This is a genomic window from Microbacterium sp. NPDC089696, from assembly GCF_044749125.1.
Lineage (GTDB): Bacteria > Actinomycetota > Actinomycetes > Actinomycetales > Microbacteriaceae > Microbacterium.
This window is the reverse complement of sequence record NZ_JBIVHF010000004.1, coordinates 176,426-202,296: the sequence shown is the minus strand read 5'-3', so window position 1 is coordinate 202,296 and position 25,871 is coordinate 176,426. Positions and strand designations below refer to the sequence as shown.

Sequence of the window (25,871 nt, the reverse complement as noted above, 5' to 3'; positions counted from 1 at the left end):
TTGCGGTCGAGCAGCCGGAGACCTCCGACGCTGGATTCCGAGTCTCGCTGACGAACTTCGACGGGCCGTTCGACCTTCTCCTGAATCTCATCTCGAAGCACGAGATGGACATCACCGAGGTGTCCCTCAGCGCCGTCACGAACGAGTTCATCGCCTATCTGGGCGACCTCGACGACGAGGAGGAGCTCGACCAGGCGTCCGAGTTCCTCGTCGTGGCCGCGACACTGCTCGACATGAAGGTCGCGGGTCTGCTGCCGCAGGGCGAGCTGGTGGATGCCGAGGCCGTGGCGCTCCTGGAGGCGCGAGACCTCCTCTTCGCCCGTCTCCTGCAGTACCGCGCCTTCAAGGAGGTGTCGGCGTGGTTCTCCCGCTGCCTGCAGCGCGAGGATCGACGACACGTGCGCGCCGTGCGGCTCGACGAGAAGCACCGCGCTCAGACGCCGGAGCTCGTGTGGACCCTGTCCGTCGACGACTTCGCGGCGATCGCACTGCTCGCGTTCGCGCCGAAGGAGATCCCGCACGTCGGCCTCGATCACCTGCATGCGCCGCTCGTCAGCATCCGCGAGCAGGCCGCGATCGTCGTGACGCTGCTCCGCGGCGCGGAGTCGTTGAACTTCCGCGAGCTCGTCGCCGGCATCCGCGAGCCGGGGATCGTGGTCGCGCGGTTCATCTCGGTGCTGGAGTTGTACCGGCACGCGGCGCTGTCCTTCGAACAACTGGAACCGCTCGGGGAGCTCACCCTCCGCTGGGCCGCCGACTCCTGGTCGGACGAGATGCTGGCGACGCTGGGAGCCGACTATGACCGATGACCTGACCGATGACCTCACGGACGGACAGAGCGCCGTTCTCGAGTCGCCGCTGACCGAGCGCGTCGAGGCGATTCTGCTGGTGATCGACGAGCCGATCGGACTGGTCGCCCTCGCCGCGGCGGTCGGCTCGCCCGTGCCCGCCGTACGGCAGACGATCGAGGCGCTCGTCGAGGACTACGACGGCCGGGGGACGGGTCCGCGCCGCGGTTTCGAGCTGCGGGAGGTCGGCGGCGGCTGGCGTCTGTACGTCCGGGAGGATCAGGATGCCCTCGTCGCCGAGTTCGTGGGGGGACAGGCCCCGGCGCGACTGTCGCAGGCGGCACTGGAGACCCTCGCGGTGATCGCCTACAAGCAGCCGGTCACACGCAGTCAGGTCGCGTCGATCCGCGCGGTGAACGTCGACTCGGTGGTCCGCACGCTCCTCGCCCGCGGTCTCATCACCGAGCTGTTCGCCGACTCCGAGACCGGGGCGATCAACTACGGCACGACGGACGCGCTGCTGCAGCACCTCGGCATCAACTCGCTCGACGAGCTTCCGCCGATCTCCCCGCTGCTCGATGACGGCGCCGACGGTTTCGATGAAGGAGTGGTCCGATGACTGTGCTGTCGGTCGCGGAGGGCGATCATGGCGGTCAGCGGATCTGTTTCGATGAAGGAGTGGTCCGATGACCGGTTTTCCCGCAGAGAACGCGGCGCCCGAGGGCGTCCGTCTGCAGAAGGTGCTCGCGGCGGCCGGCGTGGCCTCGCGCCGCGTCGTGGAGCAGTACATCGTCGAGGGGCGCATCCGAGTGAACGGTGAGACCGTCACGGAGCTCGGTCGGCGTATCGACCCCGAGACCGACCTGGTGGACGTGGACGGCACCGCGGTGCAGCTCGACGTCTCGAAGCGCTACGTCATGCTCAACAAGCCCACGGGCGTCGTCAGCAGCATGCGTGACGAGAGCGGCCGTCCCGACCTGCGCCGTTTCACGAAGGACTACGAGGAGCGGCTGTACAACGTCGGGCGCCTGGATGCCGAGACGAGCGGGCTGCTCGTGCTCACGAACGACGGCGAGCTCGCGCATGTGCTCGCGCACCCGTCGTTCGGCGTGACGAAGGTGTACATCGCGAAGGTCGACGGCGCCGTCACCGCCCAGACGATCGCGAAGCTCACGAAGGGCATCGAGCTCGAGGATGGGCCCATCGCCGCCGACAAGGCGCGTCTGCTCGACACCTCGCGCGGGTCGAGCCTCGTCGAGCTGACGCTGCACTCCGGACGCAACCGCATCGTTCGGCGGATGATGGCCGCCGTCGGGCATCCGGTGACCGAGCTCGTGCGCCGGCAGTTCGGACCGCTGCACCTGGGAACCCTCCCGGCTGGGCGCTCCCGCGAACTGAGTAAAATCGAACTCGGTGCGCTGCTGACTCTCGCGCGCCGTGATTCCGGTGTCGCCGAGGCGCCAGGCGAGCAGGAGACCCCATGACCGATACGACGAGTGCGCCCAGCGCGGCGCCCTCCGGCGTCGTCGCGCCCGCACGCGTCGCGACGCGGCTGTCGGGCACTGTGCGCGTCGTCGGCGCCGGTCTGCTCGGTGCCAGCATCGGTCATGCGCTGCGCGCGAAGGGCGTCGACGTCATTCTCGACGACACGTCACCCGCGCAGCTGCGCCTCGCGATCGACTACGGCGCCGGCCGTGCCTCCGCCGAGGGCGACGCCCCGGTTCTCGTGGTGGTCGCGGTGCCGCCGGACGTGACGGCGGACGTCATCGCGGCCGAGCTCGCGCGCTTCCCGGATGCCGTCGTGACGGACGTCGCGAGTGTGAAGCTCGAGCCGTTCCGCGAGCTCCGCAGCCGTGGCGTCGACCTGAGCCGCTACATCGGCTCGCACCCGCTGGCGGGACGCGAGCGCGGCGGGGCGATCTCCGCGCGCGCCGACCTCTTCATCGGACGTCCCTGGGTCGTGTGCCGTGACGGCGAGACCACCGCGGCTGATCTGGCCCTCGTCGAGGCGCTGGCGCTCGACGTGGGGGCGATGCCGCTCGAGATGACCCCCGAGGAGCACGACCGCTCGGTCGCGCTCACCTCGCACGTGCCCCAGGTGGTCGCGAGTCTCCTCGCCGCGCGCCTCGCCGTCGCCGACGAGGGCGCGCTGCGTCTGTCCGGCCAGGGTGTGCGCGACACGACCCGCATCGCGGCGTCGGCGCCCGAGCTCTGGGTGCAGATCCTCGGAGCGAACGCCGAACCCGTGGTGGAGATCCTCGACGCACTGGCCGCCGACCTCCGCGAGGTCTCCGACGCTCTGCGCGCGCCGGAGGCCCCGGGCGCGCGTCGCGTGGTCGCCGAGACGATCAAGCACGGCAACGACGGCGTCGAGCGGCTGCCCGGCAAGCACGGTCAGAACCGGCGCTTCGAGACCCTCGTCGTCATGGTGGACGACACGCCCGGCCAGCTCGGACGGCTCTTCGGCGAGCTCGGCGAGCTGTCGGTGAACGTCGAGGATCTTCGCCTCGAGCACTCGCCGGGCGCCCAGTTCGGCCTCGCCGAGATCAGCGTCGACCCGGCCGCGCTGCACGGTGCGATCACCGGACTCCAGGAGCGCGGCTGGCGGATCGCAGGGAACACGAATGACTGACACGACCTCTTCCTCCGCGGTGCCCGTGGACTTCATCGCGATCGACGGTCCCGCGGGTTCCGGCAAGTCCAGCGTCTCGAAGGCCGTCGCCCGCACGCTCGGCTTCGGCTACCTCGACACCGGGTCGGCGTACCGCGCGCTCGCGTGGCACGTCCTCGATCGCGGAGCGGACACCGAGTCGCCGGAGGCGGTGCTCGCCGCGGCTTCCGACTTCCCGGTGCAGCTGGGCCTCGACCCCGACGTGCGCACCGTGCTCGTCGGCGATGCGGACGTGACCGACGCGATCCGCGACCCTCGTGTGTCAAGTGCGGTCAGCGGCGTGGCACGTGTGCCGGCCGTGCGCGAGCAGGTCAACCGTCTGTTCCGCGAGCTCGTCGCCGAGGCGCCGTATCCCGCCGTGGTCGTCGAGGGTCGTGACATCACGACCGTCGTGGCCCCCGACGCTCCGGTGCGCATCCTGCTCACCGCCGCTCCTGAGGTGCGGGCCGCCCGCCGCGCGGGAGAGCTCGCGGGCGAGAACGCCCAGGCGGTGGCCGAGGCGCTGCACAAGCGCGACGCCTCCGACAGCGCCGTCGTCGACTTCCTGAACGCCGCCGACGGCGTCGAGGTCGTCGACTCGACCGCGCTCGATTTCCCCCAGACCATCGACGCCGTCCTCACGGTGATCGAACGACTCCGAGGAGCACAGCATGGCTGACGACGAATACGAAGGCGGCCCCGACCAGCTCGCCGAGAAGATGGATGCTCTCGACGAGCAGCTCGCCGAGGCGCGCGCGGAGACCCTGCGCCAGGGTCTCGCCGACTACGAGCTCGACGACGAGGACGCGGCGCTCCTCGCCGGCATCACGATGGGCGAGGACGGCATCCAGTTCCTGCCCGCTCTGCCCGTGGTGGCGATCGTCGGACGACCGAACGTCGGCAAGTCCGCGCTCGTGAACCGCATCCTCGGACGCCGTGAGGCCGTCGTGGAGGACACCCCCGGTGTCACGCGCGACCGAGTGACCTACAAGGCCGAGTGGAGCGATCGCCGCTTCACGCTCGTCGACACGGGAGGGTGGGAGCCGGACGCCCGCGGCATCGACCGTTCGGTCGCCGCGCAGGCGGAGGTCGCGATCGACCTCTCCGACGTGGTGCTGTTCGTGGTCGACGCCATGGTCGGCGCGACCTCGACCGACGAGCATGTCGTGCGCCTTCTGCGCAAGAGCGGCAAGCCGGTGTTCCTCGTCGCGAACAAGATCGATGACGCCCGCCAGGAGCCCGAGGCCGCAGCGCTCTGGAACCTCGGTCTCGGAGAGCCGCACCCGGTCTCCGCGATCCACGGTCGTGGCGTCGCGGACCTGCTCGACGAGGTGCTGAAGAAGCTCCCCGACGTGTCGGCCGTCGCGAAGGCGGAGATCGGCGGACCGCGCCGCGTCGCCATCCTCGGCCGTCCGAACGTGGGTAAGTCCTCGCTGCTGAACAAGGCCGCGGGTGAGGAGCGCGTGGTCGTGAACGACCTCGCCGGCACGACGCGCGACCCCGTGGACGAGATCGTCGAACTGGGCGGCAAGCTCTGGACGCTCGTGGACACCGCCGGCATCCGTCGTCGCGTGCACATGGCGCAGGGCGCCGACTTCTACGCGTCGCTGCGCACCTCGGCCGCGCTCGAGAAGGCCGAGGTCGCCGTCGTCGTGCTCGACGTGTCGGAGACGATCAGCGAGCAGGACGTGCGGATCATCGACCTCGTGCTCGAGTCGGGTCGTGCGCTCGTGCTCGCGTTCAACAAGTGGGATCGTCTGAACGACGACGACCTCGAGAACGCCGACCGTCGCCGCTACCTGGAGCGCGAGATCGAGCAGGACCTCGCGCACGTGGCGTGGGCTCCGCGCGTGAACATCTCGGCGAAGACCGGGCGTCACCTCGACAAGCTCGTCCCCGCACTGGAGACCTCGCTGGAGAACTGGGATCGCCGTATCCCGACCGGCAAGTTCAACGCGTTCCTGGCCGAGCTGGTCGCGGAGCACCCGCACCCGCTGCGCGGCGGCAAGCAGCCCCGCATCCTGTTCGGCACGCAGGCGTCGACGCGACCGCCGACGTTCGTGCTCTTCACGACCGGATTCCTCGACCCGGGCTACCGTCGCTTCATCCAGCGTCGTCTGCGCGAACTGTATGACTTCGAGGGCACGCCCATCGTCGTCAACATGCGCGTCCGCGAGAAGCGTCAGCGCTGATCCCGCGAGGCGGTCTGCGGTGACACGCTGTTCCGGTGTGTGACCGCAGACCGTGCCGATACCCGGATGCTGTGAAAAGCTGAAGGGGTGACTGTCGTACCTCCTGCTGCCGGTGAGCCCCGTCGTCCCGACGGGCCGCGCAATCCCGGCGACGCGTGGGTCGTGGCGCCGTCGGGGGAGAAGTACTGGGGGCGTTTCGGCGCCGCCGGGCTCCTGGCCGTGGATGCCGAGCGGGGGATCCTTCTGCAGCACCGCGTCGCGTGGAGTCACTTCGGTGGCACCTGGGGTCTGCCCGGGGGCGCTCTGCACGAGGGCGAGAGAGCGATCGTCGGCGCGGTCCGCGAGGCGCAGGAAGAGGCCGGGGTGCCGGACGGGTCCGTGCGTCCGCGCTTCACGAGCGTGCTCGATCTCGGCATCTGGTCGTACACGACGGTGATCGCCGATGTCGTGGCGCCGTTCGAGCCGGTGATCAGCGATCCGGAGAGTGTGGCCCTGGAGTGGGTGCCCCTCGACGAGGTCGATCGACGGCCGCTGCACCCGGGTTTCGAGCGTGCCTGGCCCGCGCTGCGCGAACTCCTGTCCGTGCGACAGGTCGTGGTCGTCGACGCTGCGAACGTCGTCGGATCGGTGCCGGACGGCTGGTGGAAGGACCGGGCCGGGGCGGCGCGTCGACTGGCTGAACGTCTCCGCGGTCTGACGCTGCCCGGGGGAGAGGTCGAGCTCGGCGGTGACGACTGGTTCCCCGGAGTCTCGCTCGTGGTCGAAGGCGCCGCCCGCGGGATCGATGCGCCGGAGACCGAGGTCGAGGACTTCGCGGACCTGCGCCTGGGTGGGGACGTCTCGGTCGTCGAGGCGGAGGCTGCGGGGGATGACGCGATCGTCAGGGAGGTCGCTCGACAGGCGGACGCTGGTCGGTACGTCGTCGCCGTGACGAGCGACGGTGAGCTGCAGGCGCGGGTGGCGTCGGCCGGCGCGGCGCAGGTCCGGTCGTCGGGATGGCTGCTCGGACTGCTCGACGGCACGAGCCGATGAACGCCCGGCCTCGATCGCGCGCCACCGACCGGATCGGCGACGTCGTCGGCGTCAGTGCGGCCGTGGTGGGAACGATCGCCCTGCACCTGTTCCTCTTCGGCGGCGACCGCTACTTCGCGTTGCGGTTCTTGGTCTTCCCGGTCGACAACCCCATCGCCTTCGCGGCGTTCCTGGTGACGGTCGTGCTCCTCGTGATCGCGATCGTCCGAGCATCGCGAGCTCGCGCCTGGGGTGTGCTCCGTGGCGCCGGCCAGGGGAGCGAACAGGCTCCGGCCGTCTCGCAGGCAGAGCAACCGGCGGTGGAGAGACCGCTCGCCGCTGTCGCCGTTCCGGGGGCCGTCACGCGTCGGGCGTTGCGCGCAGCAGCGATCGTCGCCGTGCTCAACGCTCTCTTCATGATCGTCTTCCCGATCGCGGTCATCCCGATGTTCGCCGTCATCTTCCTGATCGCAGCGGCTCTCATCGCCGCCGTGTACATCGTGCTCCGCGCGGTGGGCCCGGGCGCGAGCAGCCTCTAACCGGCCGGTCCCATACGTCCGAGCGGCGCGTCAGACGAACATGACTCGTCGTCGTGGGGGGTCGGAGTACGTGCGTCCGAGGGGGCTGGTCCAGGTGACGTCGCCGCCGGGACCCTGGCGGGCGGTCCACCGATATTGGTCGTCGATGTCGGGGTGTTTGAGGGTGTGGTGGGTGCGGCAGAGGTGGCTGAGGTTGTCGGCGCGTGTTCGTCCGCCGAGGGCGTGGTCGTGGGTGTGGTCGATGTCGCAGCGGTGCACCGGCATTCGGCATCCGGGGAAGCGGCAGTGCTGGTCGCGCGCGCGGAGGAACCTGCGCATGGGTTCGGTGGGGGTGTAGGTGTCGGTCTCGGTGACGAGTCCGGTGGGGTCGAGGAAGAGGCGGGACCATCCGGTGTTTCGTCCGGCGAGGCTCCGTGCGATGTCGGGGTCGAGCGGGCCGTGGCCGTCGAGTTCCGCGGGCCGGTCGTCGGTGCCGGCGAGGGTGGTCGCGGCGACGGTGACCTGGATGCGCGCCTGGATGGTGTCCAGTCCGGTGCCGAGGGTCTCGGAGGGGGCTGAGGCGAGGAGCAGGTCGGTGAGCAGGTCGGCACGGATCTGGTCGAGAGTGCGCTCATCGGTCGGGACGTGCTCGATGTCAGGGCTGGACGGATCCGTGAGCGGGTCGACGAGTCCGGCGAGCGGGTCGATCGTGTACGTTCCGTCTTCGCCGTGGATGATGTTCTGCCTTTGGTCGGCGTCGAGGCGTGGATCGCCGGGCACGAGGCCGCGCGCGAACTCGTCGTCGGGGGCAGAGGGTTCGAGTGGCGGGAGGACGGGTTCGCGGTCGTTGCGGGTGCGGACGATCTCGCGGGCCATGCGGGTGAGGCGGTCGGCGATCGCGACGGCGAGCCACTCGGGCAGCACGGCGGTGAGCAGCGCGAGGCCGTCATCGACGGAGCGGACGCTCACGCATCGTTCGTCGGAGGCGCGGCGCTGGCGTTCGACGACGGTCTGCTTCGCGAGAGCGGCGGCGACTTTGCGGGCGTGGGTGCCGGTGCGGGCGGCAAAGTCCTGCTCGGCGACGACGAGGACGGACTGCTCGTACAGGCCCAGCGTCTCTGCATCCACGACCTTGTTGAGCACCGCCTCGGAGACGACCATGCTCGCCCGCACGATCTCCCGCACGTGTACGACTGTGATCGCCCCGGCCTGGAACGCGGCCCGCACCGCGGGCAGATCCCGGGAGAGGGTGCGGGCGTCGGTGAACGCCTGCTCCACCGTGCCGCGGGGAAGGTGCCCGGCGGCGGAGTACTCGGACAGCATCGACCGGTAGATCGCATCCCGGTGGAACGGGCTCTCCGCCACATCGGCGTCGTGCACGTCGATCCGCTCGACCAGCAGGTCCGAGGCGCGCGCCTCGAGCGCCGCGATCTGTCGCCGCGTCTGGACCCACTCATCGAGCAGGCGGCACCGCTCCTCCAGGTCGAGGTCGAGATCGGTGCGCCGGGTCATGCCCCCAGCTTAGAACAAAGATTCGAATCTATGCGGAATCGTCAAAGAACATACCGGCATCCTCGTCACCGCGTCCTCGCAGTCGATCGATGTCACGTCGCTCGCGTTTCGTAGGCCGACCGGCACCTCGGTCGCGCACGCCGATCATCGCCTGAGGCTCGCGCGGGGGAGTCCTGTCCTCGAACGCGAGAGCCGCGAGCGGGGCGCCCACGCGCTTCACGAGGATCTGCCTCACGACCATGATCCGGTCGAAGCCGGCGATGCGGATGCGCAGCTCGTCGCCGATCCTCACCTGCTGCGCGGCCTTCACCTTGTCGCCGTTCAGGCGTACATGCCCTGCGCGGCATGCGGTCGTCGCGGCCGATCGCGTCTTGTACACGCGCACGGCCCAGAGCCAGCTGTCGATCCGGGCGGCATCCGGCATCAGGCGTCCTTCCGTCGTGTCGAGAGAGGGGAGCGGAGGGAGATCAATGCTCCCGCGACGATAAGGCCCTGCCCGAGTGTGTACGTGAGCATGACGGCGGGGCTGCTCCACGCAGGCAGAGAATCCGGGAGGAACAACCGCAGCGCGAGAATCGTGTCACTCGCCAGGAAGAACGTCCCGCCGACCGCGACGATCGGGTGGCAGCGCGTTGAGAATGCCGCCGTGGACCCGAGTACCAGTCCGTAGATCGCGACCGCGATGAGCAGCCCGCCGACGTGCGGGCCGAGCCCGATCATCATCGTGATCCACCAGGCGGCGTACACGAGCGCCCACCACGGCATCCGTCGCCGGGTGAGGTGTCGCACGAAGAGCGCGATGTATGCCAGATGCGCGATGCCGAAGAACAGGAGCATGAGCGGCAACTCCGGGCCGTCCGGGAAGAACGCGCCCGCGCCGTCGCCGAGCCAGGAGAAGAGGAGCGCGGCGAGCAGGAGCGCGAGCGCCCCGCGGCCGGGGATACGGCGCACCGAGACCAGCACGGGCAGCGCGAGAAGGGGGAGGAGCAGCAGCTTGGTCGGGTCTGCCGCGGGGCTGTCGATCGCGAGCAGCACCACATGCGCGACGGAGATCACCGCGTACGGGAGGAACGCCCAGGCCAGTGGCGGGAGGGCGGTGCGGCGCTGCATCCCTCCATCGTATGGGCGGATGCCGGGGCGCTGCGGTTCAGGACTCGACGGTCACCTGCGTGATCTGTCCGTCCTCGCCGAGGTGCACGGCAGGCCAGTACCCCTCGGGGAAGTGGTCGCCGCACGTGTCGATCAGGTGCAGCACGACCGTGCCGTCGGCAGACGCTTCGATGGTCTCGAGGGAGAGGTCGGATGCTGCGGCGTCGAGTTCCGCGGGTTCGGGCGTTCCCTGGCTGAAGGCCGTGACGACGGCATCCGATGCCAGGCGGCGCAGCCCGCCGAGAGCGGCGATCGTCTCGCGGACACGAGGGATCAGCGCGCGGGCTTCGTCTGCGGAAGTGCCCTCGAGCATGAGTTCGAGGTCGGCGTCGTCGACCGTGACCGTGCCGGCGTACCAGTCGTGGGTGAGGACCGTGCCGTCGCTGAGCTCGGTCGTCGCGCGGACGAGGGTGCCGAGGTCGGGGTCGTCAATGATCGGATGCTCGTCGGTCATGCTCCTACGCTAGCGGCGAGTCACGGTGCAAGCGATCGTCCCTCCTGTTCGAGGTGCTCGCGCAGGATCCGGACGGCTTTCGGTCCGACGCCGTGGATCGCGAGGAGTTCGCGCGCCGAGGCGCCGTCGAACTGGTCGAGCGTGGTGAATCCATGGTGTGCGAGCTCCCGACGAGCGACCTTCCCCATCGCCGCAGGCAGGTCGGAGTCGATCACGCGGCGAGGTCGAGCGTCACGAGCGGGCGCCCGGGCTTGAGCTCTCCGTCGGCAGAGAAGCCGTTCGCGAGGAACGTGCTGAGCGTGCCGTGGAACAGTTCGTTGCTGTGCTGCTTCGCGCCGCGGGTGTCGACCGGATAGCCCTCGATGAGCCGCGCGCCGGAGTCTCGGGCGAAGCCGACCGCGGCGGACAACAGCTCCTGGTTGAGTCCTGATCCGCGGTGCTCGCGTCGCACCACGAAGCACGTCACGGCCCACACGCTCTCGTCGTCGAAGGACTCGTTCGTCGCGGCGACGATCGCGCGCGTGTAGGCGAGCCGTGCCTGACGCGGGCGAGGTCCGATGCGGACCCATCCTGCCGCCTCGCCGTCGACGTAGGCGATGATCCCCGGCGGCGGACCCGCGGCGATCTTCTCGCGGAACATCTCGGTGCGCTGCGGAGTGGTCGTCTCATTCCAGTCCTTGTTGCGCAGCATCGGCCAGATGCATTGACAGCTGGCGCCATCGCCGCCGCCCGTGAGCGCATGCTGGACGTCATCCCATCGGGCGGTCGTCGCCACCTCTGTCGTGATCGTCGCCATGCACGCGACGCTACGCCCGGCCTCCGACACTGTGCAACGCCCGGCGGACCGTCGGTTCGCGGAGGCGCCGCGAGTCAGGGTAAGATGGGTGAGTTGCCTGCGCGAGAGTGCAGAACAACGGGCTGTGGCGCAGCTTGGTAGCGCACTTGACTGGGGGTCAAGGGGTCGCAGGTTCAAATCCTGTCAGCCCGACCACGCAAGGCCCGGAACTCGCGAGAGTCTCCGGGCCTTCTGCATACCCGCCGAAGCACCGGCCCCACCCCGTACCCTGTCCCCATGACGCAGACTGCGGAGACAGCGACGACGCACCGCATCCCGTGGATGCGCCTCACCGTGGCGACGATCCTCGCCGTCGGTACCGTCGCGCTCCTGTGGCTCGTGGCCGTTCCGGTCGGCCCCGTCGTCTGCCCGGCGATCTACCCGGCGCCGCTCAACTGCTTCGCCGGAAACCGTGAGGGCAGCGCCCTGATCATGACCCTCGTCGTCGTCGCTCTCTACGTCCTCACCCTCCTCGCCGCGATCCTTCCCCCACGAGCGCACATCCTCACCACGGCCGGCGTCGTCCTCCTCGCGATCGCCCCGTTCGTCTCCTACGCCGTCGTCGCGTGGTCGCCCGGGTTCGCCCTCTGACGCCACCCGCGAGACGACAACGTGACGACGAGATCTCGACACGCCAGGCATCCCACGTTTCGCCTCCCCGAAACCTTAAGAACCGCCCGAATCCCGCCCGCGGAATTCCGCTTCAGGCTTCCCGAAACCCTCCGAATCCCTTCTCCTGGCTTGGATCGCGTCCCGGCATCCCGGAAGACTGGAGGTAACGAAGGGGAGTAGCTCCGGGTCCTCGAACCCGAGGGTGCATCGACATACTGACGTTCACGGAGATCGTCCGGTGCCCCGTCCCGATCCGGGATGAGCGAGACCTTCGGCCCCTCTGTGTGGCCGGAGCTCCGCTGTGTCGTCTCTTCGGTCGCGCCCAGACCGAAAGGAGAGCGCGATGCCTCGCGCCCTCATCAGCCGCGTCGTGCTGTGCCTCACGATCGCCGCGCCGGCCGTCGTCTTCCGCATCCTCGGATTCCACCCGCATCCCGTCATCGACCTGATCGTGTTCGGTGCTGCGGTCGTTGCGGCGAGCTTCCTGCTCGCCTGGGCGGCCGAGGCGGCCCAGAAAGACATCTCCGGCGCGCTCGCGATCGCGATCCTCGCTTTGATCGCCGTGCTCCCCGAGTACGCGGTCGACCTGTACTACGCCTTCCGCTCGGGCTCCGACCCCGACTACGCCCAGTACGCCGCCGCGAACATGACCGGCTCCAACCGGCTGCTGCTCGGCTTCGGCTGGCCTCTCGTCGTGATCGTCGCTCTGCTCGTCGCCAACCGCGGCCTGAAACGGGGCGACAGGCGCCGCGTCTCCAGCCTCGGCCTCGCGGTCACGGCCCGACTGGACGTCGGCTTCCTCGCGATCCTCGCCGTGCTGGCGTTCGCGATCCCGCTGCTCGGCACCATCCCGATCTGGTTCGGGCTCGTGCTGATCGCCGGGTTCGTGCTCTACCTCTGGCGTGCGAGCCGCGTGGAGGACGACGGCGAGGAGGAGTTCGTGGGCGCCGCGGCCGACATCGCCGGGATGCCGACACGCGCCCGCCGCATCACGGTCGTCACGATGTTCGTCGTCTCGGCTGCGATCATCCTCGCGTGCGCCGAACCGTTCGCGACGGCGCTCGTCGACTCGGGTACGTCGCTGGGCATCGACAGCTACTTCCTCGTGCAGTGGCTCGCCCCGCTCGCCTCCGAGGCGCCCGAGTTCATCATCGCCGTGCTCTTCGCGCTGCGCGGCATGGGCGCGGCGGCGATCGGCACCCTCATCGCCTCGAAGGTCAACCAGTGGAGCCTGCTCGTGGGGTCGCTGCCGGTCGCGCACTTCTTCGGAGGCGGCGGGGGAGACCTGCCCCTCGACGCGCGTCAGATCGAGGAGTTCGTGCTCACGGGCACGCAGACCGTCATGGGCGTCGCGATCATCATGGCTCTGCGCTTCCACTGGCGGTCGGCCGTCGCTCTCGCGGCGATCTTCGCGGTGCAGTTCTTCGTCACGGACACGACCGGGCGCTATGTGCTGTCGATCATCCAGGTCGCGATCGCCGTGGGGCTGCTGGTCCTGCACCGCAAGGACATCCTGCCCACGCTCGCCGCCCCCTTCCGGCGAGCAGCACCCATCGCTCGCGACGAGGCGGCGGCGGATGAGCGCGCAGCCGAAACCGGAACGGTGCCCGTCGGCCGCTGACCGCCGACCGACGGCCCGCGGGCGAGTGGCGTGCTCAGCCCGCGGGCGACAGCAGGAACGCGAGCTCGATCGTCCACGCGGTCTTGCGCTTCTCGAGACGCGGATCCGTGCGGAGGATCTCGAACCGTCCTGCCCAGGCCCCGGATTCCGGGTCGCTGTCGAACACCCGACCCTGCTCCGGAGCCCAGGCGAGCAGCGTCTTGTTCGCGGACATCGAGCTGCCGCGGTACGCGAGCAGCGCGTAGTCCCCGGCCGGTGCCTCACCGCCGCGCACACGGCCGCCCTCGGCATCCACGGCGGGCGTGTCGAGCACGCCCACCTCGATGTCCATGTCACCCGCCATGTCGACCGTGTGCAGCCGCAGGAAGAACGGCCCGCCCGGCTCGACCCCGTGATCGGCGCACCACAGAGCGAGCTCGGCGATCAGCGCGTCGCGCACCGCCAGCATGCCGCGGAACGGGGTGACGAGACGGATGCCGAGCGTCGGCCGAGCCTCGCGCGCCTCGATGCGCGGACCGTCCTGGATGTCGAATGCCATGCGCCCATGATCCCGGCGATGCGCCCGAGAATACAGCCCCGTCAGCCGTCGAACACCGTACGGCCGCCGATCACCGTCCGCACGACGCGGGTCGAGAGCAGCGCGTCCTCGCCGTCGACGAACGGATCATCCGCCACCACGACGAAGTCCGCCGCCTGCCCGGCCGCGATGCGTCCCCGCCAGCCTCCGTCGCCGACCGAGGCCGCGGCATCCCTGGTCGCGTGCGCGATCGCCCGATCCAGCGGCAGCGCGAACTGCGGTTGCACCGCGGCGACGTGCGGGTCGAGGGCCGACGCCCTGGTCGCCGCGACGTACATGTTCGCCAGCGCCTCGTGCGGGGCGGTCGGCGCGTCGGTCGAGAACGCGAGCAGCGCTCCTGCGTCTTCGTACTCGGGCCAGGCGAACGCACGGTCGACGCGGTCGTCTCCCAGCTGCGCCGCCCAGTTCGTGAAGATCGCCGGATCGGCGTGCACCGGCTGCATCGACGCCGTCACGCCGAGCCCGGCCATGCGCTCGGCGGTCCCGGGCGCCGCGTACTCGAGGTGCTCGATGCGGTGACGTCGCTGGCGGTCGCCGTTGACGGCGATCGCGTGCTCGAGCGCATCCAGGGCGAGCGTGCTCGCCGCGTCGCCGATCGCGTGCATCGCCACCTGCAGGCCGGCCGCGTCCGCCGCGGCGACCACCGGGAACAGGCGATCCGCCGGCCAGATCGGCCCCGCGTTCGTGCCGTTCGCGTAGGGATCGCGCATCGCGGCCGTGCAGGCGTCGATCGTGCCGTCGAGCACGAGCTTGATGCCGACCACCCGCACGCCGGCCGTCTCCTGCGCCGCGTGCTCCGCGGCCTGCACGACCTGCGCGAGATTCGCCTCGTCGTCTCCCGTGTTCGCGACGAACCAGTGCGCGGCGATGCGGAGCGGCAGCGCGCCGCGAGCCGCGGCCCTCTGCAGAGCGGCGAGGCCGAGCCCGTCGAAGGCCATGTCCACGGCTCCGACGACCCCGGATGCGAGGTACGCCTGCACGACGCGGTCGACGGCGGCATCGCGCTGCGCGTCGGTGGTCGTCGCGTCGCGGTGCGCCCACGCGTACTGCTGCGCGGCGGTCTCGTACAGCATCCCCGTCGCCTCGCCGTCGGTATCGCGCTCGATGCGGCCGCCGATCGGGTCGGGGGTGTCGCGGTCGATCCCCAGCGCGGCGAGGGCCGCGGTGTTGACCCAGCACGAGTGATAGTCGTTCGCGTCGAGGTAGACCGGCACGTCCGCGACGACCTCGTCGATCATCGCAGCGGTCGGCGCGCCACCGGGCACCGCGTCGAACAGCCAGCCGCGTCCGCGCAGCACACCGTCGGACTCGGCGCGCGCCGTCCGCAGCCGGTTCTGGATCTCCGTCAGAGAGCGGGCGTCGGTGAGGCCGATCTGACCCAGCGCCTCGCCCATCATGAGCAGGTGCGTGTGCGCGTCGGTGAACCCCGGCAGCACGAGGCGGCCCTCCAGGTCGACCTCGTGATCGGCCTCCGGAGCGTCCGCCACCGCCCCCGCGAACACGAAGACGTCGTCGTCGACCACGAGCGAGTCGACCCATCCGGGGTCGTCGGCGGTGAGGATGCGGGCGTTGCGATACAGGGTGCGGGTCATGACACGACCTCCGGGGTGACGGCGCGCTCGAGGCGCGTGGACAGCAGGGCGATCGCTCCGGCGGGCACGGCAAGCACGAAGCTCGCGATGCCGAGCGCGATCGCGAACCCCTGGAAGCCGAGCACACCCACGAGGGCGGCGCCGATCACCGGGGTCAGCGCCGAGCCGACCAGGTACACCGCGAGGAGCGGACCCGACCAGCGGCCGTCGGCGTCGAGCGCTGCGGACGTCGACACGAAGTACATGAACGCGATCGCGTAGATGGTGTTCCACGCGATGAAGACGACGATGAACGCGGTGGCGTCGGTCGTGAAGCCCTCGACGATCTTGAGGACGCCGCCCGCCGCGAGGAGGATCAGCAGCGGCAGGGCCCGACCGAGACGGGCGCCCACGATCATGAGCAGCAGTGAGCCGAGGAGCCCTCCCGCCGTCGCACCGCTCAACGCGAGGCCCAGTCCCTCGGGTGTGAGGCCGGCCTGCTCGGCGCCCATGACGCCGGCCATGGCCCACAGCGAGTCCTCGCTCGCCGCCCACAGCGCGAAGACCAGGAGGAGGCCGAAACCCGCGATCGTGACGGTGCGCGACCTCGCGGGTGCCGTGCGCACGGTGCCGGTCGGCGGGATCTCGATCGGCATGGCGTCGCCCACCGCGGCAGCGGCCTGCGGATCGACGACCGGGGCCGCGGGGAGCCACGCCGACACGGCGAGGCCGATCACCGCGAACAGCGCCAGCGCGCCGAACACGTCGATCGGGGCGAGGCCGACGAGCGGGATGACGGCGAGAACGATCGTGATGACGCCGCGGTTCGCGAGACCGTTGAACCCGGCGACGCGGTCGGGGTTGCGGAAGGCGGCGAGGGCAGCGCCGGACGCGGCGACCGCTCCACCGGCACCTGCGCCGCCCAGCAGCAGGGCGGTGAGGAGGAGCGTCGGGACCAGGGCGGCCGTCGCGAAGCCCAGGGCGGCGAGGGCGAGTCCCGCGCGCGCCACGGTGCGGCGATGCGCGCCGGCGCACAGGGGAGCGATCGCGAGCCCGGTGACGGCGGTGAGGAGGAGCGTCGCGGTCACGAGCCAGCTCGCGGCGAGCACGTCGATGCCGAGGCCGCTCTGCGCCGCCGTGATCATGTAGGGAGACAGGTTGACACCGAGGTAGCCGGCGATCCCGATCGCGAACGTCGCGGAGGCGGTCGGGAATCGGAGCGGGACTCGGGTGCTGAGGTCGATGGTGGTCATGGGGCTCCAGAGGGAGAGAGCACGTCGCTGTGCGGAGGGTGTGAGGCCGGAGGCGCCCGGCGTCGGGCGCATGTCGCGAAAACGAATGGTGTTCGTCAACGAACGGTGTTCACTATTATGCACAGGAGGAGTACCGGAGGGAAGCGTCTTCTCCCCACGGCATCCGCGCGAACGAAAGCGAGAGACCATGCCCCGCCCGTCGAGTCCCCTGCTGTCGCCCGACATCATCGGCGCCGCCGGGCTCGAGTTGTCGCGCTCCGGCCGCCCGTTCGGGGTCAACGCGATCGCCCGTCACCTGGGAGTCCGCCCTTCGTCGCTGTACAACCACGTGGACGGCATGGACGGCATCGTCGAGCTCATGCGCGGACGTCTGGTCGAGGACTACCGCGTCGTCCCGGACGGGGAGGCCTGGGACCGGTTCGTCGTGAGCCTGCTGCGCGCGCAGCGCCGCATGTACGCCGATCACCCGCAGCTCGTGCCGCTGCTGATCGGCAAGACCATCACGTATCCGGCCGTGATCGCGGCCTACGACGATCTCGCGACCGTGCTCGTCGACGGGGGCTTCCCCGAGGCTCGGGTGCTCACGGTCATCGCGATCATCGACGCGTTCGCGATCGGCTTCGGGCTCGACCTCGCGTCGCCGGACGACGTCTGGGAGCCGGGCGGCGACACGCGCACGCTCGGGCGGATCCTCGAGGATGCCGAGCGGGGTGACGCGCGAGCCGATCGCACCTTCGACCTGGGGGTCGAGCTGCTGATCGACTCGCTGCGTGCCCTGCTGCGTGCCCGACCCGCATCCTCCCCCTGAGGATGCGGACTGGTAGCCCTCTCGAGTCATCCGCCCCAGTTGGATCGCTCGAGAGGGCGCACCGCCCTTCCCGGACGGCAGGGGAGGCGGCGAAGATCTCGCTGCTTCCATCGACTGGATCTCCCCAGATTCCAGACGGTAGCCCCCGCTACTCGTAGCAGAATATCGCGATTTCGTCTTGTCCGCCATTTGGGGGACAAAGAAATCTACGAATGTTTCTACCGAGTTTTGCGCGTCCTCTGAGAGTTCGCATTCACGCTTGCCCTCGCGGCACGCGCTTCTAGAGTGGATGCATGGACAGAAGGCTCGTGCTGCACTCCCAGCTCGCCCTCCCGAGCGGTCATCGCGTCGACGTCACGGAGCACGTCGACGAGACGACCGGCGAGTCGTCGGTGCTGTCGATCGTCGATCTCGACACCGGCATCCGCTACCGCCGCGTCGAGGAGCTGCGCGGCGAGATCGTGCGCTGGACCGGCCGGGTCGTCGACTGCACGGTCACCTTCGGCGGACCCGGCGTGCACACCACGCTGCGCGTCGACGCGGACGTCGAGGCCGGCGGCGCCGGGGCGACCGGCGCGCGCACCGCCCTGCACGGAGCGGATGCCGCGGTCGACGCCGCGAAAGCCGAGGCCGACCGCTGGGGCGGTGGCGACCGCCTCCCCGAGCCGGAGCCCGAGCGCTTCTGGTGACAGCGAGCCTCCGGTGACACCGCTCACCGGAAGTCGCGCGACCGATGCGCGACCCCCGTGCGGAGATCCTCGAACGCGTCGGCGAGGATGTTGATGACTCCTTCGGGCGAGCGCTCGAGCATGCCGCGGATGATCAGCGCCGGAGAGTCGCGCGCCACCCGCCGGTACCGCCCCCACACGCCCGTCGAGCAGATCACGTTGACCAGCCCGCTCTCGTCCTCGAGGTTCAGGAACGTGACCCCCGCCGCGGTCGCCGGCCGCTGCCGATGCGTCACGAGCCCGGCCACCTCGACGCGCCGTCCGGTCTCGTGCCCCTGGAGATCGCGGGAGGAGAGCACGCCCCGGTCGCGCAGCGCCGCGCGGAAGTGCGCCATCGGATGGTCGTCGGTCGAGACACCCGTCGCCCAGAGGTCGGCCGAGAGCCGCTCGTAGCTGGACTGATCGGCGAACAAGGGCGGCTGCACCGAGACCGTCGTGCCAGGGAGGAAACGGGAGCGGTCGTCGGCCGCCGCGCCGGCGAGCCACATCGCCTCCCGGCGCTGCAGCCCCAGGCACTCGAAGGCGCCGGCAGTGGCGAGGGACTCCAACTGCGCGGCGGTGGCGTCGGTGCGCCGCACCAGGTCGTGCAGGTCGCGATACGGACCGTGCTCCTCGCGCTCCGAGACGATCCGCTGCGCCAGGGGGAGTCCGATGCCCCGCACGCCGCTGAGGCCCAGGCGCACCGCGTATCCGCCGTCGCGCCGATGCGCGGCCGACTCGTCAGGGAGGGAGCGGTCATACCTCGGAACCTCCGGCTGGTCGTGGTCGCCGCAGGAGGCCAGGCCCGTCGGCATCCGCACGGGCGACTCGTCGAGCGCCTCGAGGATGTCGGTCGCTCCGGAGGCGTGCAGGTCGGGGCGACGCACCTCCACCCCGTGCCGGCGCGCGTCCGAGGTCAGCGTCGACGGCGAGTAGAACCCCATGGGCTGCGATCGCAGGAGCCCCGCGAGGAAGGCCGCGGGGTAGTGCAGCTTGAGCCACGAGCTCGCGTAGACGAGCAGCGCGAACGACAGCGAGTGCGACTCCGCGAACCCGAAGTTCGAGAACGCCTGGATCTGCGCGTAGATGCGGTCGGACTGATCCTTCGAGAGGCCGCGCCGCGTCATCCCCGCGTAGAGCTTGTCGCGCACCTTCTCGATCTTCTCGAGCCCGCGCTTGGAGCCCATGGCCCGCCGCAGCAGGTCGGCCTCGTCGGCCGTGCAGTCGCCGATCGCCGTCGCCATCTGGATCAGCTGCTCCTGGAAGATCGGGATGCCGAGCGTGCGCTCCAGGATCGGCTGCAGGTCGCTGTGCGGGTACGGGATGTCCAGGACCACCGCCTCCTCGCCTCGGGCCGTGCGGGCGCGGTTCTCCTCGTCGAGCGCGTCCTTCGCCATCTTGCGGCGGACGAAGGGATGCACGGCCCCGCCCTGGATGGGACCGGGACGGATGAGGGCGATCTGGATCGCGAGGTCGTAGAAGCACCGGGGCTGCAGCCGGGGGAGCAGACCGATCTGCGCACGGGACTCGACCTGGAACACGCCGATCGAGTCCGCACGGCACAGCATGTCGTAGACGGCGGGCTCCTCCTTCGGCAGCGTCTCCAGCGTCCACTCCTCGCCGGTCGCGTCGCGGATCAGGTCGAAGCAGTGCTGCAGCGCGGCGAGCATCCCGAGGCCCAGCAGGTCGAACTTCACGAGCCCCATCCACGCCGCGTCGTCCTTGTCCCACTGGATGACCGTGCGGTCCTCCATGCGCGCGTGCTCGACCGGCACGACCTCGCCGACGGGGCGGGCCGTGAGCACCATGCCGCCCGAGTGGATGCCGAGGTGCCGCGGCGCCTTCAGCAGCTCTCCCGCGTACTCGATCACGGTGGCCGGGATGTCGTGCTCCTCGGCCATCTCCAGGCCGTGACTCCACCCGTCGACCTGCCGCGACCACGCGTCCTGCTGCCCGGGGGAATGGCCCAGCGCCCTGGCCATGTCGCGGATCGCGTTCTTGGGACGGTACTGGATGACGTTCGCGACCTGCGCCGCACGCTCCCGGCCGTACTCGCGGTACACCCACTGGATGATCTCCTCGCGCCGGTCGGAGTCGAAGTCCACGTCGATGTCGGGCTCCTCCGAGCGCGTGGTCGCGAGGAAGCGCTCGAACGGCAGCCGGTAGAGGATCGGGTCGACCGCGGTGATGCCCAGCAGGTAGCACACGGCGCTCGCCGCGGCCGAGCCCCGCCCCTGGCACAGGATGCCGCGGTCCCGCGCCTCCGAGACGATGCCGTGCACGATGAGGAAGTACCCCGGGAAGTCCTTCTCCTCGATCACGTCCAGCTCGCGGTGGATCCGGCGTCGGCCGTCGTCGTCCAGGCGGGGGTACTTGGTCGGCACGGCCTCCCACACGAGATGGCGCAGCCACGTCATCGGCGTGTGCCCCTCCGGCACCTCTTGACGCGGCAGCGCCGGACGCGCACGACGCAGCGGGAAGGCGGAGGCCGCGGCGAGCTCCAGCCCGTGCGAGATCGCCCCGGGGTAGCGACGGAACCGCGCGGCCATCTCGGCGCCGCTGCGCAGATGCGCGCCGCCGTGCGCGGGCAGCCAGCCGTCGAGGTCGTCCATGCTGCGCACCGCCCGCACCGCGGCCACGGCCTCCGCGAGCGCGGCGCGATCGGGGGTCGCGTAGTGCACGTTGTTGGTCGCCACGACGGGCAGGCGCTGCCGTCGGGCCAGGTCGGCGAGCGCGTCGTTGCGCCGCGTGTCCAGGGGGTCGCCGTGGTCGAACAGCTCGACCGCGACGCGATCCCGTCCGAACAGGTCGACCAGACGACGCAGCGGCGTCAGCGCGTCACTGCCCTCGAGCCCGCGGCGGACACCGCCCTTGCGGCATCCGGTGAGGATCGTCCAGTGACCCTCGGCCGTCGCGGCGAGTTCGTCGAGGTCGTAGACCGGTCGGCCCTTCTCCCCGCCGCGCAGATGGGCGGCCGTCATCGCGGCGGAGAGCCGGTGGTAGCCCTCGAGCCCGTCGGCCAGCACGAGCAGGTGGTCGCCCATCGGGTCGGCGGCGCCCCGTTGCGGTGCGTCGAGGCCGATCGACAGCTCGGCGCCGTACACGGTCTGCACGTGCACCTCCATGAGCTCGGCGACCTCGGCGAAGCGCGCGGCCCCGTAGAAGCCGTCGTGGTCGGTGAGCGCCAGCGCCGAGAGTCCGAGCCGCTCGGCCTCGGCGAGGAGATCCTCGGGCGATGACGCTCCGTCGAGGAAGGAGTACGAGGAGTGCGCGTGCAGCTCGGCGTACGGCACGGCGTCCTCGGGGCGGTCGACGACGGTCGGAGGCGTGCGCTTCTTCCGCATGCTCACCGGTCCCGGATCCGGACGGTCGAGTCGAGGCTCGGGGCCGCCGATCGGGTACGGCGACTCCTCGCCGCTCAGCGTGCGCTCGAGCTCGCGCCAGGTCTGCGGAGGATTGTGCCAGCCCATCAGCGGTACCGCCCCTCGGCCCACCACCGGTCGCCGGCCGAGAACACCAGCCAGGCGCGGTCGTGACCGTCCACGATCTGCAGGCGGTGCCCCCGCTTGCCGCCCGAGCTCTCCCACCGGCGCTCGTGGATCGGCCAGGGCCCGGCCCAGGCGCGGACCTCGTCGCCGTCGATCCGCGCGGGCGCCTCCGACAGAGCGCCCCGTTCGTCGACGGCCACCGTCTCGCCGTTCGCGGTCTGCACGCCGATCGGCCGCGGCGGTCGGAACACCTCGGCGGGCAGCGGATCGGGCAGGCTGCCGGGCCAGGGGCGGTCGGGGTCGCGCGGCGCGACGCTCCGTTCGCCCCACGGCGTGAGCACCTGGCGGTCGGCGAGCCAGCGACCGCCGGACAGCGCCGCGGTCACGACGCCCTCATGGCCCAGCATCGTCTGCACGCGGGACACCGCATGGTGCAGACGCTCATCGGTGCCGGAGCCGAACAGGCCGGGCTGGTGGTGGGCGGCGTCGTCGACGGCCACGGGGACGACGCGCACCGCCGCGATGCCGCCGAAGGCGCGGGCCTCGTCGACCGGCTCCTTCGCGGACTCGGCGGCGAGGGCCTCGAGCTGCCAGCGCACTCGGTCGACGAGGTCGGCGGCGTCGAAGCACGTCGGATGCAGCCAGGTGCGCGAATGCACCCGTCCGTCGTCGTCGGTCAGGTCGATGCGCACCTCGGTGCACACGACCGCGGCGTCGGCGAGGGCCAGCAGCACCGCATCCGCCGTCTGCCGCACCGCGAACGCCACCTGATCGGCGCCGGCCAGCGGGGAGTCGAACTCGACCGCGCGCACGAGCTCGGGATCGGGAGGACGTGCGACGACCGCCCGGGAGTCGGCGCCGGCCGCGAGGGCGTGCAGGCGGGCGCCGCGCTCGCCGAAGCGGTCGCGCACCTCGATCTCGTCGAGGGCCGCGAAGTCGCCGAGCGTGCGCACCCCGAGGCGCACGAGCAGGCCGGTGAGCTGCTCGTCGCGCAGCACCCGGACGGGGAGCGGATGCAGGAACTCCTCGGCGCGTCCCGCCGGGATCACCGTGCAGGGGCCCGGGCCCCTGGCCGCGAGCTCGGCCGTGAACGGACCGTCGGCGACCCCCACGCGCACCTCGGGATAGCCGGCCTCGGCGAGGATGCGGATCAACGCCGCCCCCGCCTCCTCCTCGCCCTCGTGGTACCGGGAGATGCCCCGGGCGCGGAGCGCCGCGAGTCCCGGACGCAGCAGCGCGACACCGGGGGCGTGCCTCTCGATGAGCTGCAGCACGGGGAGGAACGCTCTCTCGTCGGTGGCGGGGTCGTGAGGCAGGACGCGCAGTGAGGAGATGCAGCCCTGCGCCTCGCGTCGGCGCTGCCCCGCCCGCACGCCGTGCTCGCGCGCCGAGGCCGTGCAGGCGATGACGGTGTTCGCATGCACGAGAGCGGTCGGCGGATGCGGGGGAGCGCCGCCCAGCGCCGCTCGCAGGGGCCAGTCGGGGAACCACAGCACCAGGACGCGGAGAGGGCTGCTCATCCGGCCACCGCCAGGGAGGGGCGTTCGGGCGGGGCGGCGTCCGTGACGCGCAGCGCGGGCAGCGTGACCAGCTCCGTCACGGTCTCCTCCGGCACGGCCTCCACGGCGCCGGTGCTGCCGGGCAGGCGCACGTGCACGCTCGACGCCAGCGGACTGCTCCGGGTGCGTGCCGTGACGGTCGCGGTGGACCCCTCGATCAGCCCCCAGCCCTCGCCGATGCCCTGCCATCGCTGATCGTGCAGACGGATCGACCCCTCGCTCTGCGGCCAGGAGCCTGCGGTCTCGGACTCGGCGACGAGCAGGGTGGTCCCGCGATCGCGCAACCGGGCGCTCAGCCGCGACGCCTCGGCGTCGCGCACCCGCCCTCCCGGCTGCACGGCGATCAACGGCACGACCTCGGCGAGGGCGGAGGTCACGGCGAGCCAGCGCTCACCGGGATCGGGGACGAGGATCAGCCGGGGCAGGGCGATGCCGAACGCCGCCGCCGCTTCGACGCCGAGCGTCGGCATCCCGACGACCGCGCACCAGAGCCCCTTCCCGGAGGCGGCGCTGAGGAGTGCGAGGACCAGGCTGGGCGAGGAGGAGACGGTGTAGGCGGTGCCGGTCTGCAGCCCCTGTTCCGGCAGCAGGGAGGAGAACGCCGGGTCGAGGGGGAGCAGCGGATGCTCGCTGCGGCGGCGCTGCATGCGACTGATCTCGCGGCGCAGCCGCAGCACCTCTCCGGCGCGGGAGTCGCCCGCGGGAGAGATCGCCGCCATCGCATCGATCGCCATACATCCATCCTCGAACGTATATTCTAATATTTCAACTGGAGGAACAACGCTAATTCGAACCTCCGACATCGCCGTCGCGGCGAGGACGTCGGCGGCCGTCGCTACGCTGAGAGCATGCGGATCGAGTTCGAGAGCGCCGTCACGCGGTGGGAGAAGCGCGTCGACGACTGGTTCTTCGCGACCATGCCGGAGGAGATCTCCGTCGAACTCCGCGAGCTGCCCGCGCCGCCGCGAGGGTTCGGCTCGCTGCGCGTGCAGGCGCGGATCGGCGCTTCGATCTGGAACACCTCGATCTTCTTCGACGGCGCGGCCTTCGTGCTCCCGCTCAAGAAGGCCATCCGCACCGCGCAGGACATCTCCGAGGGCGACGTCGTGCTCGTCGACCTCGACGTCATCGACCTCTGAGCCCCGACGCGCACCCGGTTATCCACACGGCCGACTCGGCGCCCCGCGGGATCTCCTAGCCTTCCCCGCATGGAACCGCGCACCGTGCTCATCGTCCTCGTGCACCTGGTGCTCCTCGTCGTCGCCGTGCGCCTCGTCGTGATCGACGTGCGCACGCACCGTCTGCCCGACAGGGTCGTCCTGCCCACGCTCGCCGTGCTCCTGGTCCTCATCGCGATCGACGCGCTCGTGACCGCCGACACGGCACCGCTGCTCCGCGCCGGAGGCGGGCTGCTGGTGCTGGGCGGCTTCTACGCCGCGCTGCGCCTGCTCAGCCGCGACGGCATGGGTGGGGGAGACGTCAAGCTCGCGGCGGCCATCGGCCTGCTCCTCGGATGGCACGGCTGGCAGCCGCTCGCGGTCGGCGCCGCATCGGCGTTCGTGCTCGGCGCCGTGCACGCCGCGGTCCTCCTGCTGCTCCGTCGCGCGGACCGTCACACGCGCATAGCCTTCGGGCCGTGGATGATCGCCGGCGCCGTGCTCGGCGTGCTCGTGGCGTGACCGTGATCACGGACGACGGGGCTAGGGTGGGCACATGGCACTCGCACGACTCCACGGAGGCCCGCTCGACGGGCAGATCATCCCCCTCGACGCTGACGCCGACGACAAGCTGATCGTCCCCTACAGCGAGACGCAGATCGTCTACAACCGCCGCGGCGAGCCGCAGAACACGGGCGATGACGACGGTCCCACCGAGGTGGACTACTGGTACGACGAGTCGCTCGAGGACATCAATCCCGCGGATGACTGACCCGCACCACGACGCCGCTTCCGCGGACGAGCCCTCCCGCGTCGTCGAGGTCGAGCGCAAGTACGACGTCGACGACGACACGCCGCTGCCCGACTGGACCGACCTCCCCGGGGTCGACGTGGTCTCCCCGGGGGAGCTGCGCGAACTCGACGCGCGCTACCTCGACACGGCCGATGCCGAGCTCTCCCGTTCCGGGGTCGCCCTGCGACGACGGACGGGCGGACCCGACGCCGGCTGGCACATCAAGGGCCCGCGCGAGGGCGACGGCCGTCTCGAGATCGGCTGGCCCCTCGGTGACGGCGAGGACGTGCCGTCCGCGGTCGCCGAGACGCTCGCACGCTGGACGACGGGGGAGCTGCTGCCCCTGGCCCGCATCGAGAACAGCCGCACGGCGTTCCTCCTCCTGGGCCCCGGCGGAGTGGTCGCCGAGTTCGTCGACGACCACGTCCGCGCCACGGACCTCCGCGCCGGCGTCGAGCGGGACTGGCGCGAGTGGGAGTTCGAGCTCGGACCGGGGGCCCCTGCCGACAGCGCGGGCCGCGCGGAGCTCTTCGCCGCTGTGGAGCGCGCCGTCGCCGCCGCGGGCGGCCGCGAGGCGTCATCCGGGTCGAAGCTCGCGAGAGCGCTGGGATTCTGA

At 71.0% G+C, this 25,871-nt stretch carries 28 protein-coding genes and 1 tRNA gene; 17 read left to right on the top strand and 12 right to left on the bottom strand.

All coding sequences use genetic code 11. The features are described 5' to 3' along the window. The first annotated feature begins 47 nt into the window (after positions 1 to 47). The 8 genes from ACIPY8_RS18555 (at position 48) to ACIPY8_RS18520 (ending at position 7,180) form a co-directional block, all read left to right on the top strand. Positions 48 to 809, top strand: coding sequence for a segregation and condensation protein A (locus ACIPY8_RS18555; protein WP_400821442.1), 762 nt, complete (start codon positions 48 to 50; stop codon positions 807 to 809). Further along, entirely contained in the window at positions 799 to 1,407 is a 609-nt protein-coding gene (scpB, locus tag ACIPY8_RS18550) for an SMC-Scp complex subunit ScpB (RefSeq protein WP_400821402.1), read from the top strand. The genes ACIPY8_RS18555 and scpB overlap by 11 nt, the downstream gene beginning before the upstream one ends. Positions 1,408 to 1,474: 67 nt before the next feature. Beyond that, the gene (locus ACIPY8_RS18545; protein WP_400821400.1) at positions 1,475 to 2,272 is read left to right on the top strand and encodes a pseudouridine synthase; all 798 of its coding nucleotides are present in this window, start codon (positions 1,475 to 1,477) and stop codon (positions 2,270 to 2,272) included. After that, positions 2,269 to 3,420, top strand: coding sequence for a prephenate dehydrogenase (locus ACIPY8_RS18540; protein WP_400821397.1), 1,152 nt, complete (start codon positions 2,269 to 2,271; stop codon positions 3,418 to 3,420). Before ACIPY8_RS18545 ends, ACIPY8_RS18540 begins: the two co-directional genes overlap by 4 nt. Beyond that, on the top strand, positions 3,413 to 4,117 hold the full coding sequence (gene cmk, locus ACIPY8_RS18535; protein ID WP_400821394.1) for a (d)CMP kinase: 705 nt from the start codon (positions 3,413 to 3,415) through the stop codon (positions 4,115 to 4,117). The genes ACIPY8_RS18540 and cmk overlap by 8 nt, the downstream gene beginning before the upstream one ends. Beyond that, positions 4,110 to 5,630, top strand: a complete 1,521-nt coding sequence (gene der, locus ACIPY8_RS18530; RefSeq protein ID WP_400821392.1) for a ribosome biogenesis GTPase Der — start codon at positions 4,110 to 4,112, stop codon at positions 5,628 to 5,630. Before cmk ends, der begins: the two co-directional genes overlap by 8 nt. Before the next feature lie 87 nt (positions 5,631 to 5,717). Beyond that, positions 5,718 to 6,662, top strand: coding sequence for an NUDIX domain-containing protein (locus ACIPY8_RS18525; protein WP_400821390.1), 945 nt, complete (start codon positions 5,718 to 5,720; stop codon positions 6,660 to 6,662). Continuing rightward, on the top strand, positions 6,659 to 7,180 hold the full coding sequence (locus ACIPY8_RS18520) for a hypothetical protein (RefSeq protein ID WP_400821388.1): 522 nt from the start codon (positions 6,659 to 6,661) through the stop codon (positions 7,178 to 7,180). The genes ACIPY8_RS18525 and ACIPY8_RS18520 overlap by 4 nt, the downstream gene beginning before the upstream one ends. A 30-nt stretch (positions 7,181 to 7,210) precedes the next feature. Here the strand turns inward: ACIPY8_RS18520 and ACIPY8_RS18515 are convergent, their stop codons facing one another. Genes ACIPY8_RS18515 through ACIPY8_RS18490 form a run of 6 tightly spaced genes read right to left on the bottom strand, consistent with a single transcriptional unit; the run spans position 7,211 to position 11,070 of the window. Then, positions 7,211 to 8,671: a DUF222 domain-containing protein gene (locus ACIPY8_RS18515; protein ID WP_400821385.1), complete on the bottom strand. Its 1,461-nt coding sequence runs from the start codon at positions 8,669 to 8,671 to the stop codon at positions 7,211 to 7,213. Between the two features lie 28 nt (positions 8,672 to 8,699). Continuing rightward, positions 8,700 to 9,095, bottom strand: a complete 396-nt coding sequence (locus ACIPY8_RS18510; protein WP_400821382.1) for an RNA-binding S4 domain-containing protein — start codon at positions 9,093 to 9,095, stop codon at positions 8,700 to 8,702. Beyond that, positions 9,095 to 9,781 (bottom strand): lysoplasmalogenase family protein, encoded by a 687-nt coding sequence (locus ACIPY8_RS18505; protein WP_400821381.1) that lies wholly within the window; start codon positions 9,779 to 9,781, stop codon positions 9,095 to 9,097. Before ACIPY8_RS18505 ends, ACIPY8_RS18510 begins: the two co-directional genes overlap by 1 nt. Positions 9,782 to 9,818: 37 nt before the next feature. Next, positions 9,819 to 10,274 (bottom strand): hypothetical protein, encoded by a 456-nt coding sequence (locus ACIPY8_RS18500; protein ID WP_400821380.1) that lies wholly within the window; start codon positions 10,272 to 10,274, stop codon positions 9,819 to 9,821. Between the two features lie 20 nt (positions 10,275 to 10,294). Continuing rightward, on the bottom strand, positions 10,295 to 10,489 hold the full coding sequence (locus tag ACIPY8_RS18495) for a hypothetical protein (protein ID WP_400821378.1): 195 nt from the start codon (positions 10,487 to 10,489) through the stop codon (positions 10,295 to 10,297). Then, positions 10,486 to 11,070, bottom strand: a complete 585-nt coding sequence (locus ACIPY8_RS18490) for a GNAT family N-acetyltransferase (protein ID WP_400821376.1) — start codon at positions 11,068 to 11,070, stop codon at positions 10,486 to 10,488. The genes ACIPY8_RS18495 and ACIPY8_RS18490 overlap by 4 nt, the downstream gene beginning before the upstream one ends. Positions 11,071 to 11,188: 118 nt before the next feature. On the opposite strand from ACIPY8_RS18490, the gene ACIPY8_RS18485 reads away from it, so the two are divergent. The 3 genes from ACIPY8_RS18485 to ACIPY8_RS18475 all read left to right on the top strand — a co-directional run bounded on the left by ACIPY8_RS18485 (position 11,189) and on the right by ACIPY8_RS18475 (position 13,342). After that, a tRNA-Pro gene (locus ACIPY8_RS18485) sits at positions 11,189 to 11,265 on the top strand. 81 nt (positions 11,266 to 11,346) lie between these two features. Beyond that, entirely contained in the window at positions 11,347 to 11,700 is a 354-nt protein-coding gene (locus tag ACIPY8_RS18480; RefSeq protein ID WP_400821373.1) for a hypothetical protein, read from the top strand. Positions 11,701 to 12,064: 364 nt separating this feature from the next. Continuing rightward, positions 12,065 to 13,342: a sodium:proton exchanger gene (locus ACIPY8_RS18475; protein WP_400821370.1), complete on the top strand. Its 1,278-nt coding sequence runs from the start codon at positions 12,065 to 12,067 to the stop codon at positions 13,340 to 13,342. 34 nt (positions 13,343 to 13,376) lie between these two features. Here the strand turns inward: ACIPY8_RS18475 and ACIPY8_RS18470 are convergent, their stop codons facing one another. The 3 genes from ACIPY8_RS18470 to ACIPY8_RS18460 are packed head-to-tail and all read right to left on the bottom strand — an operon-like array spanning position 13,377 to position 16,743. Further along, positions 13,377 to 13,880: a hypothetical protein gene (locus ACIPY8_RS18470; RefSeq protein ID WP_400821367.1), complete on the bottom strand. Its 504-nt coding sequence runs from the start codon at positions 13,878 to 13,880 to the stop codon at positions 13,377 to 13,379. A 41-nt stretch (positions 13,881 to 13,921) separates the two neighbouring features. Continuing rightward, a complete protein-coding gene (locus ACIPY8_RS18465; RefSeq protein WP_400821365.1) occupies positions 13,922 to 15,511 on the bottom strand; it encodes an amidohydrolase in 1,590 nt (529 codons plus the stop codon). Continuing rightward, positions 15,508 to 16,743 carry an MFS transporter gene (locus tag ACIPY8_RS18460; protein WP_400821363.1) on the bottom strand — a complete coding sequence of 412 codons (1,236 nt, stop codon included), beginning with the start codon at positions 16,741 to 16,743 and terminating at the stop codon, positions 15,508 to 15,510. The genes ACIPY8_RS18465 and ACIPY8_RS18460 overlap by 4 nt, the downstream gene beginning before the upstream one ends. A gap of 187 nt (positions 16,744 to 16,930) precedes the next feature. On the opposite strand from ACIPY8_RS18460, the gene ACIPY8_RS18455 reads away from it, so the two are divergent. Both ACIPY8_RS18455 and ACIPY8_RS18450 read left to right on the top strand, forming a co-directional pair. Continuing rightward, positions 16,931 to 17,551: a TetR/AcrR family transcriptional regulator gene (locus ACIPY8_RS18455; RefSeq protein ID WP_400821360.1), complete on the top strand. Its 621-nt coding sequence runs from the start codon at positions 16,931 to 16,933 to the stop codon at positions 17,549 to 17,551. 293 nt (positions 17,552 to 17,844) lie between these two features. Then, positions 17,845 to 18,240 carry a hypothetical protein gene (locus ACIPY8_RS18450; protein WP_400821358.1) on the top strand — a complete coding sequence of 132 codons (396 nt, stop codon included), beginning with the start codon at positions 17,845 to 17,847 and terminating at the stop codon, positions 18,238 to 18,240. A gap of 23 nt (positions 18,241 to 18,263) precedes the next feature. On the opposite strand, the gene ACIPY8_RS18445 is transcribed toward ACIPY8_RS18450, so the two are convergent. From ACIPY8_RS18445 to ACIPY8_RS18435, 3 genes are read right to left on the bottom strand one after another with little or no spacing between them, the layout of a single operon-like run. Then, complete coding sequence (locus ACIPY8_RS18445; RefSeq protein WP_400821356.1) at positions 18,264 to 21,728, bottom strand: error-prone DNA polymerase; 3,465 nt, start codon at positions 21,726 to 21,728, stop codon at positions 18,264 to 18,266. Next, entirely contained in the window at positions 21,728 to 23,266 is a 1,539-nt protein-coding gene (locus ACIPY8_RS18440; protein ID WP_400821355.1) for a DNA polymerase Y family protein, read from the bottom strand. The genes ACIPY8_RS18445 and ACIPY8_RS18440 overlap by 1 nt, the downstream gene beginning before the upstream one ends. Further along, entirely contained in the window at positions 23,263 to 24,039 is a 777-nt protein-coding gene (locus ACIPY8_RS18435) for a hypothetical protein (RefSeq protein WP_400821353.1), read from the bottom strand. The genes ACIPY8_RS18440 and ACIPY8_RS18435 overlap by 4 nt, the downstream gene beginning before the upstream one ends. Before the next feature lie 114 nt (positions 24,040 to 24,153). On the opposite strand from ACIPY8_RS18435, the gene ACIPY8_RS18430 reads away from it, so the two are divergent. The 4 genes from ACIPY8_RS18430 to ACIPY8_RS18415 all read left to right on the top strand — a co-directional run bounded on the left by ACIPY8_RS18430 (position 24,154) and on the right by ACIPY8_RS18415 (position 25,871). After that, on the top strand, positions 24,154 to 24,444 hold the full coding sequence (locus ACIPY8_RS18430; protein ID WP_400821350.1) for a DUF1905 domain-containing protein: 291 nt from the start codon (positions 24,154 to 24,156) through the stop codon (positions 24,442 to 24,444). Positions 24,445 to 24,513: 69 nt separating this feature from the next. Further along, the gene (locus ACIPY8_RS18425) at positions 24,514 to 24,984 is read left to right on the top strand and encodes a prepilin peptidase (protein ID WP_400821348.1); all 471 of its coding nucleotides are present in this window, start codon (positions 24,514 to 24,516) and stop codon (positions 24,982 to 24,984) included. 34 nt (positions 24,985 to 25,018) lie between these two features. Then, positions 25,019 to 25,234, top strand: a complete 216-nt coding sequence (locus ACIPY8_RS18420) for a response regulator (protein ID WP_400821346.1) — start codon at positions 25,019 to 25,021, stop codon at positions 25,232 to 25,234. Beyond that, complete coding sequence (locus ACIPY8_RS18415; protein WP_400821343.1) at positions 25,227 to 25,871, top strand: CYTH domain-containing protein; 645 nt, start codon at positions 25,227 to 25,229, stop codon at positions 25,869 to 25,871. The genes ACIPY8_RS18420 and ACIPY8_RS18415 overlap by 8 nt, the downstream gene beginning before the upstream one ends.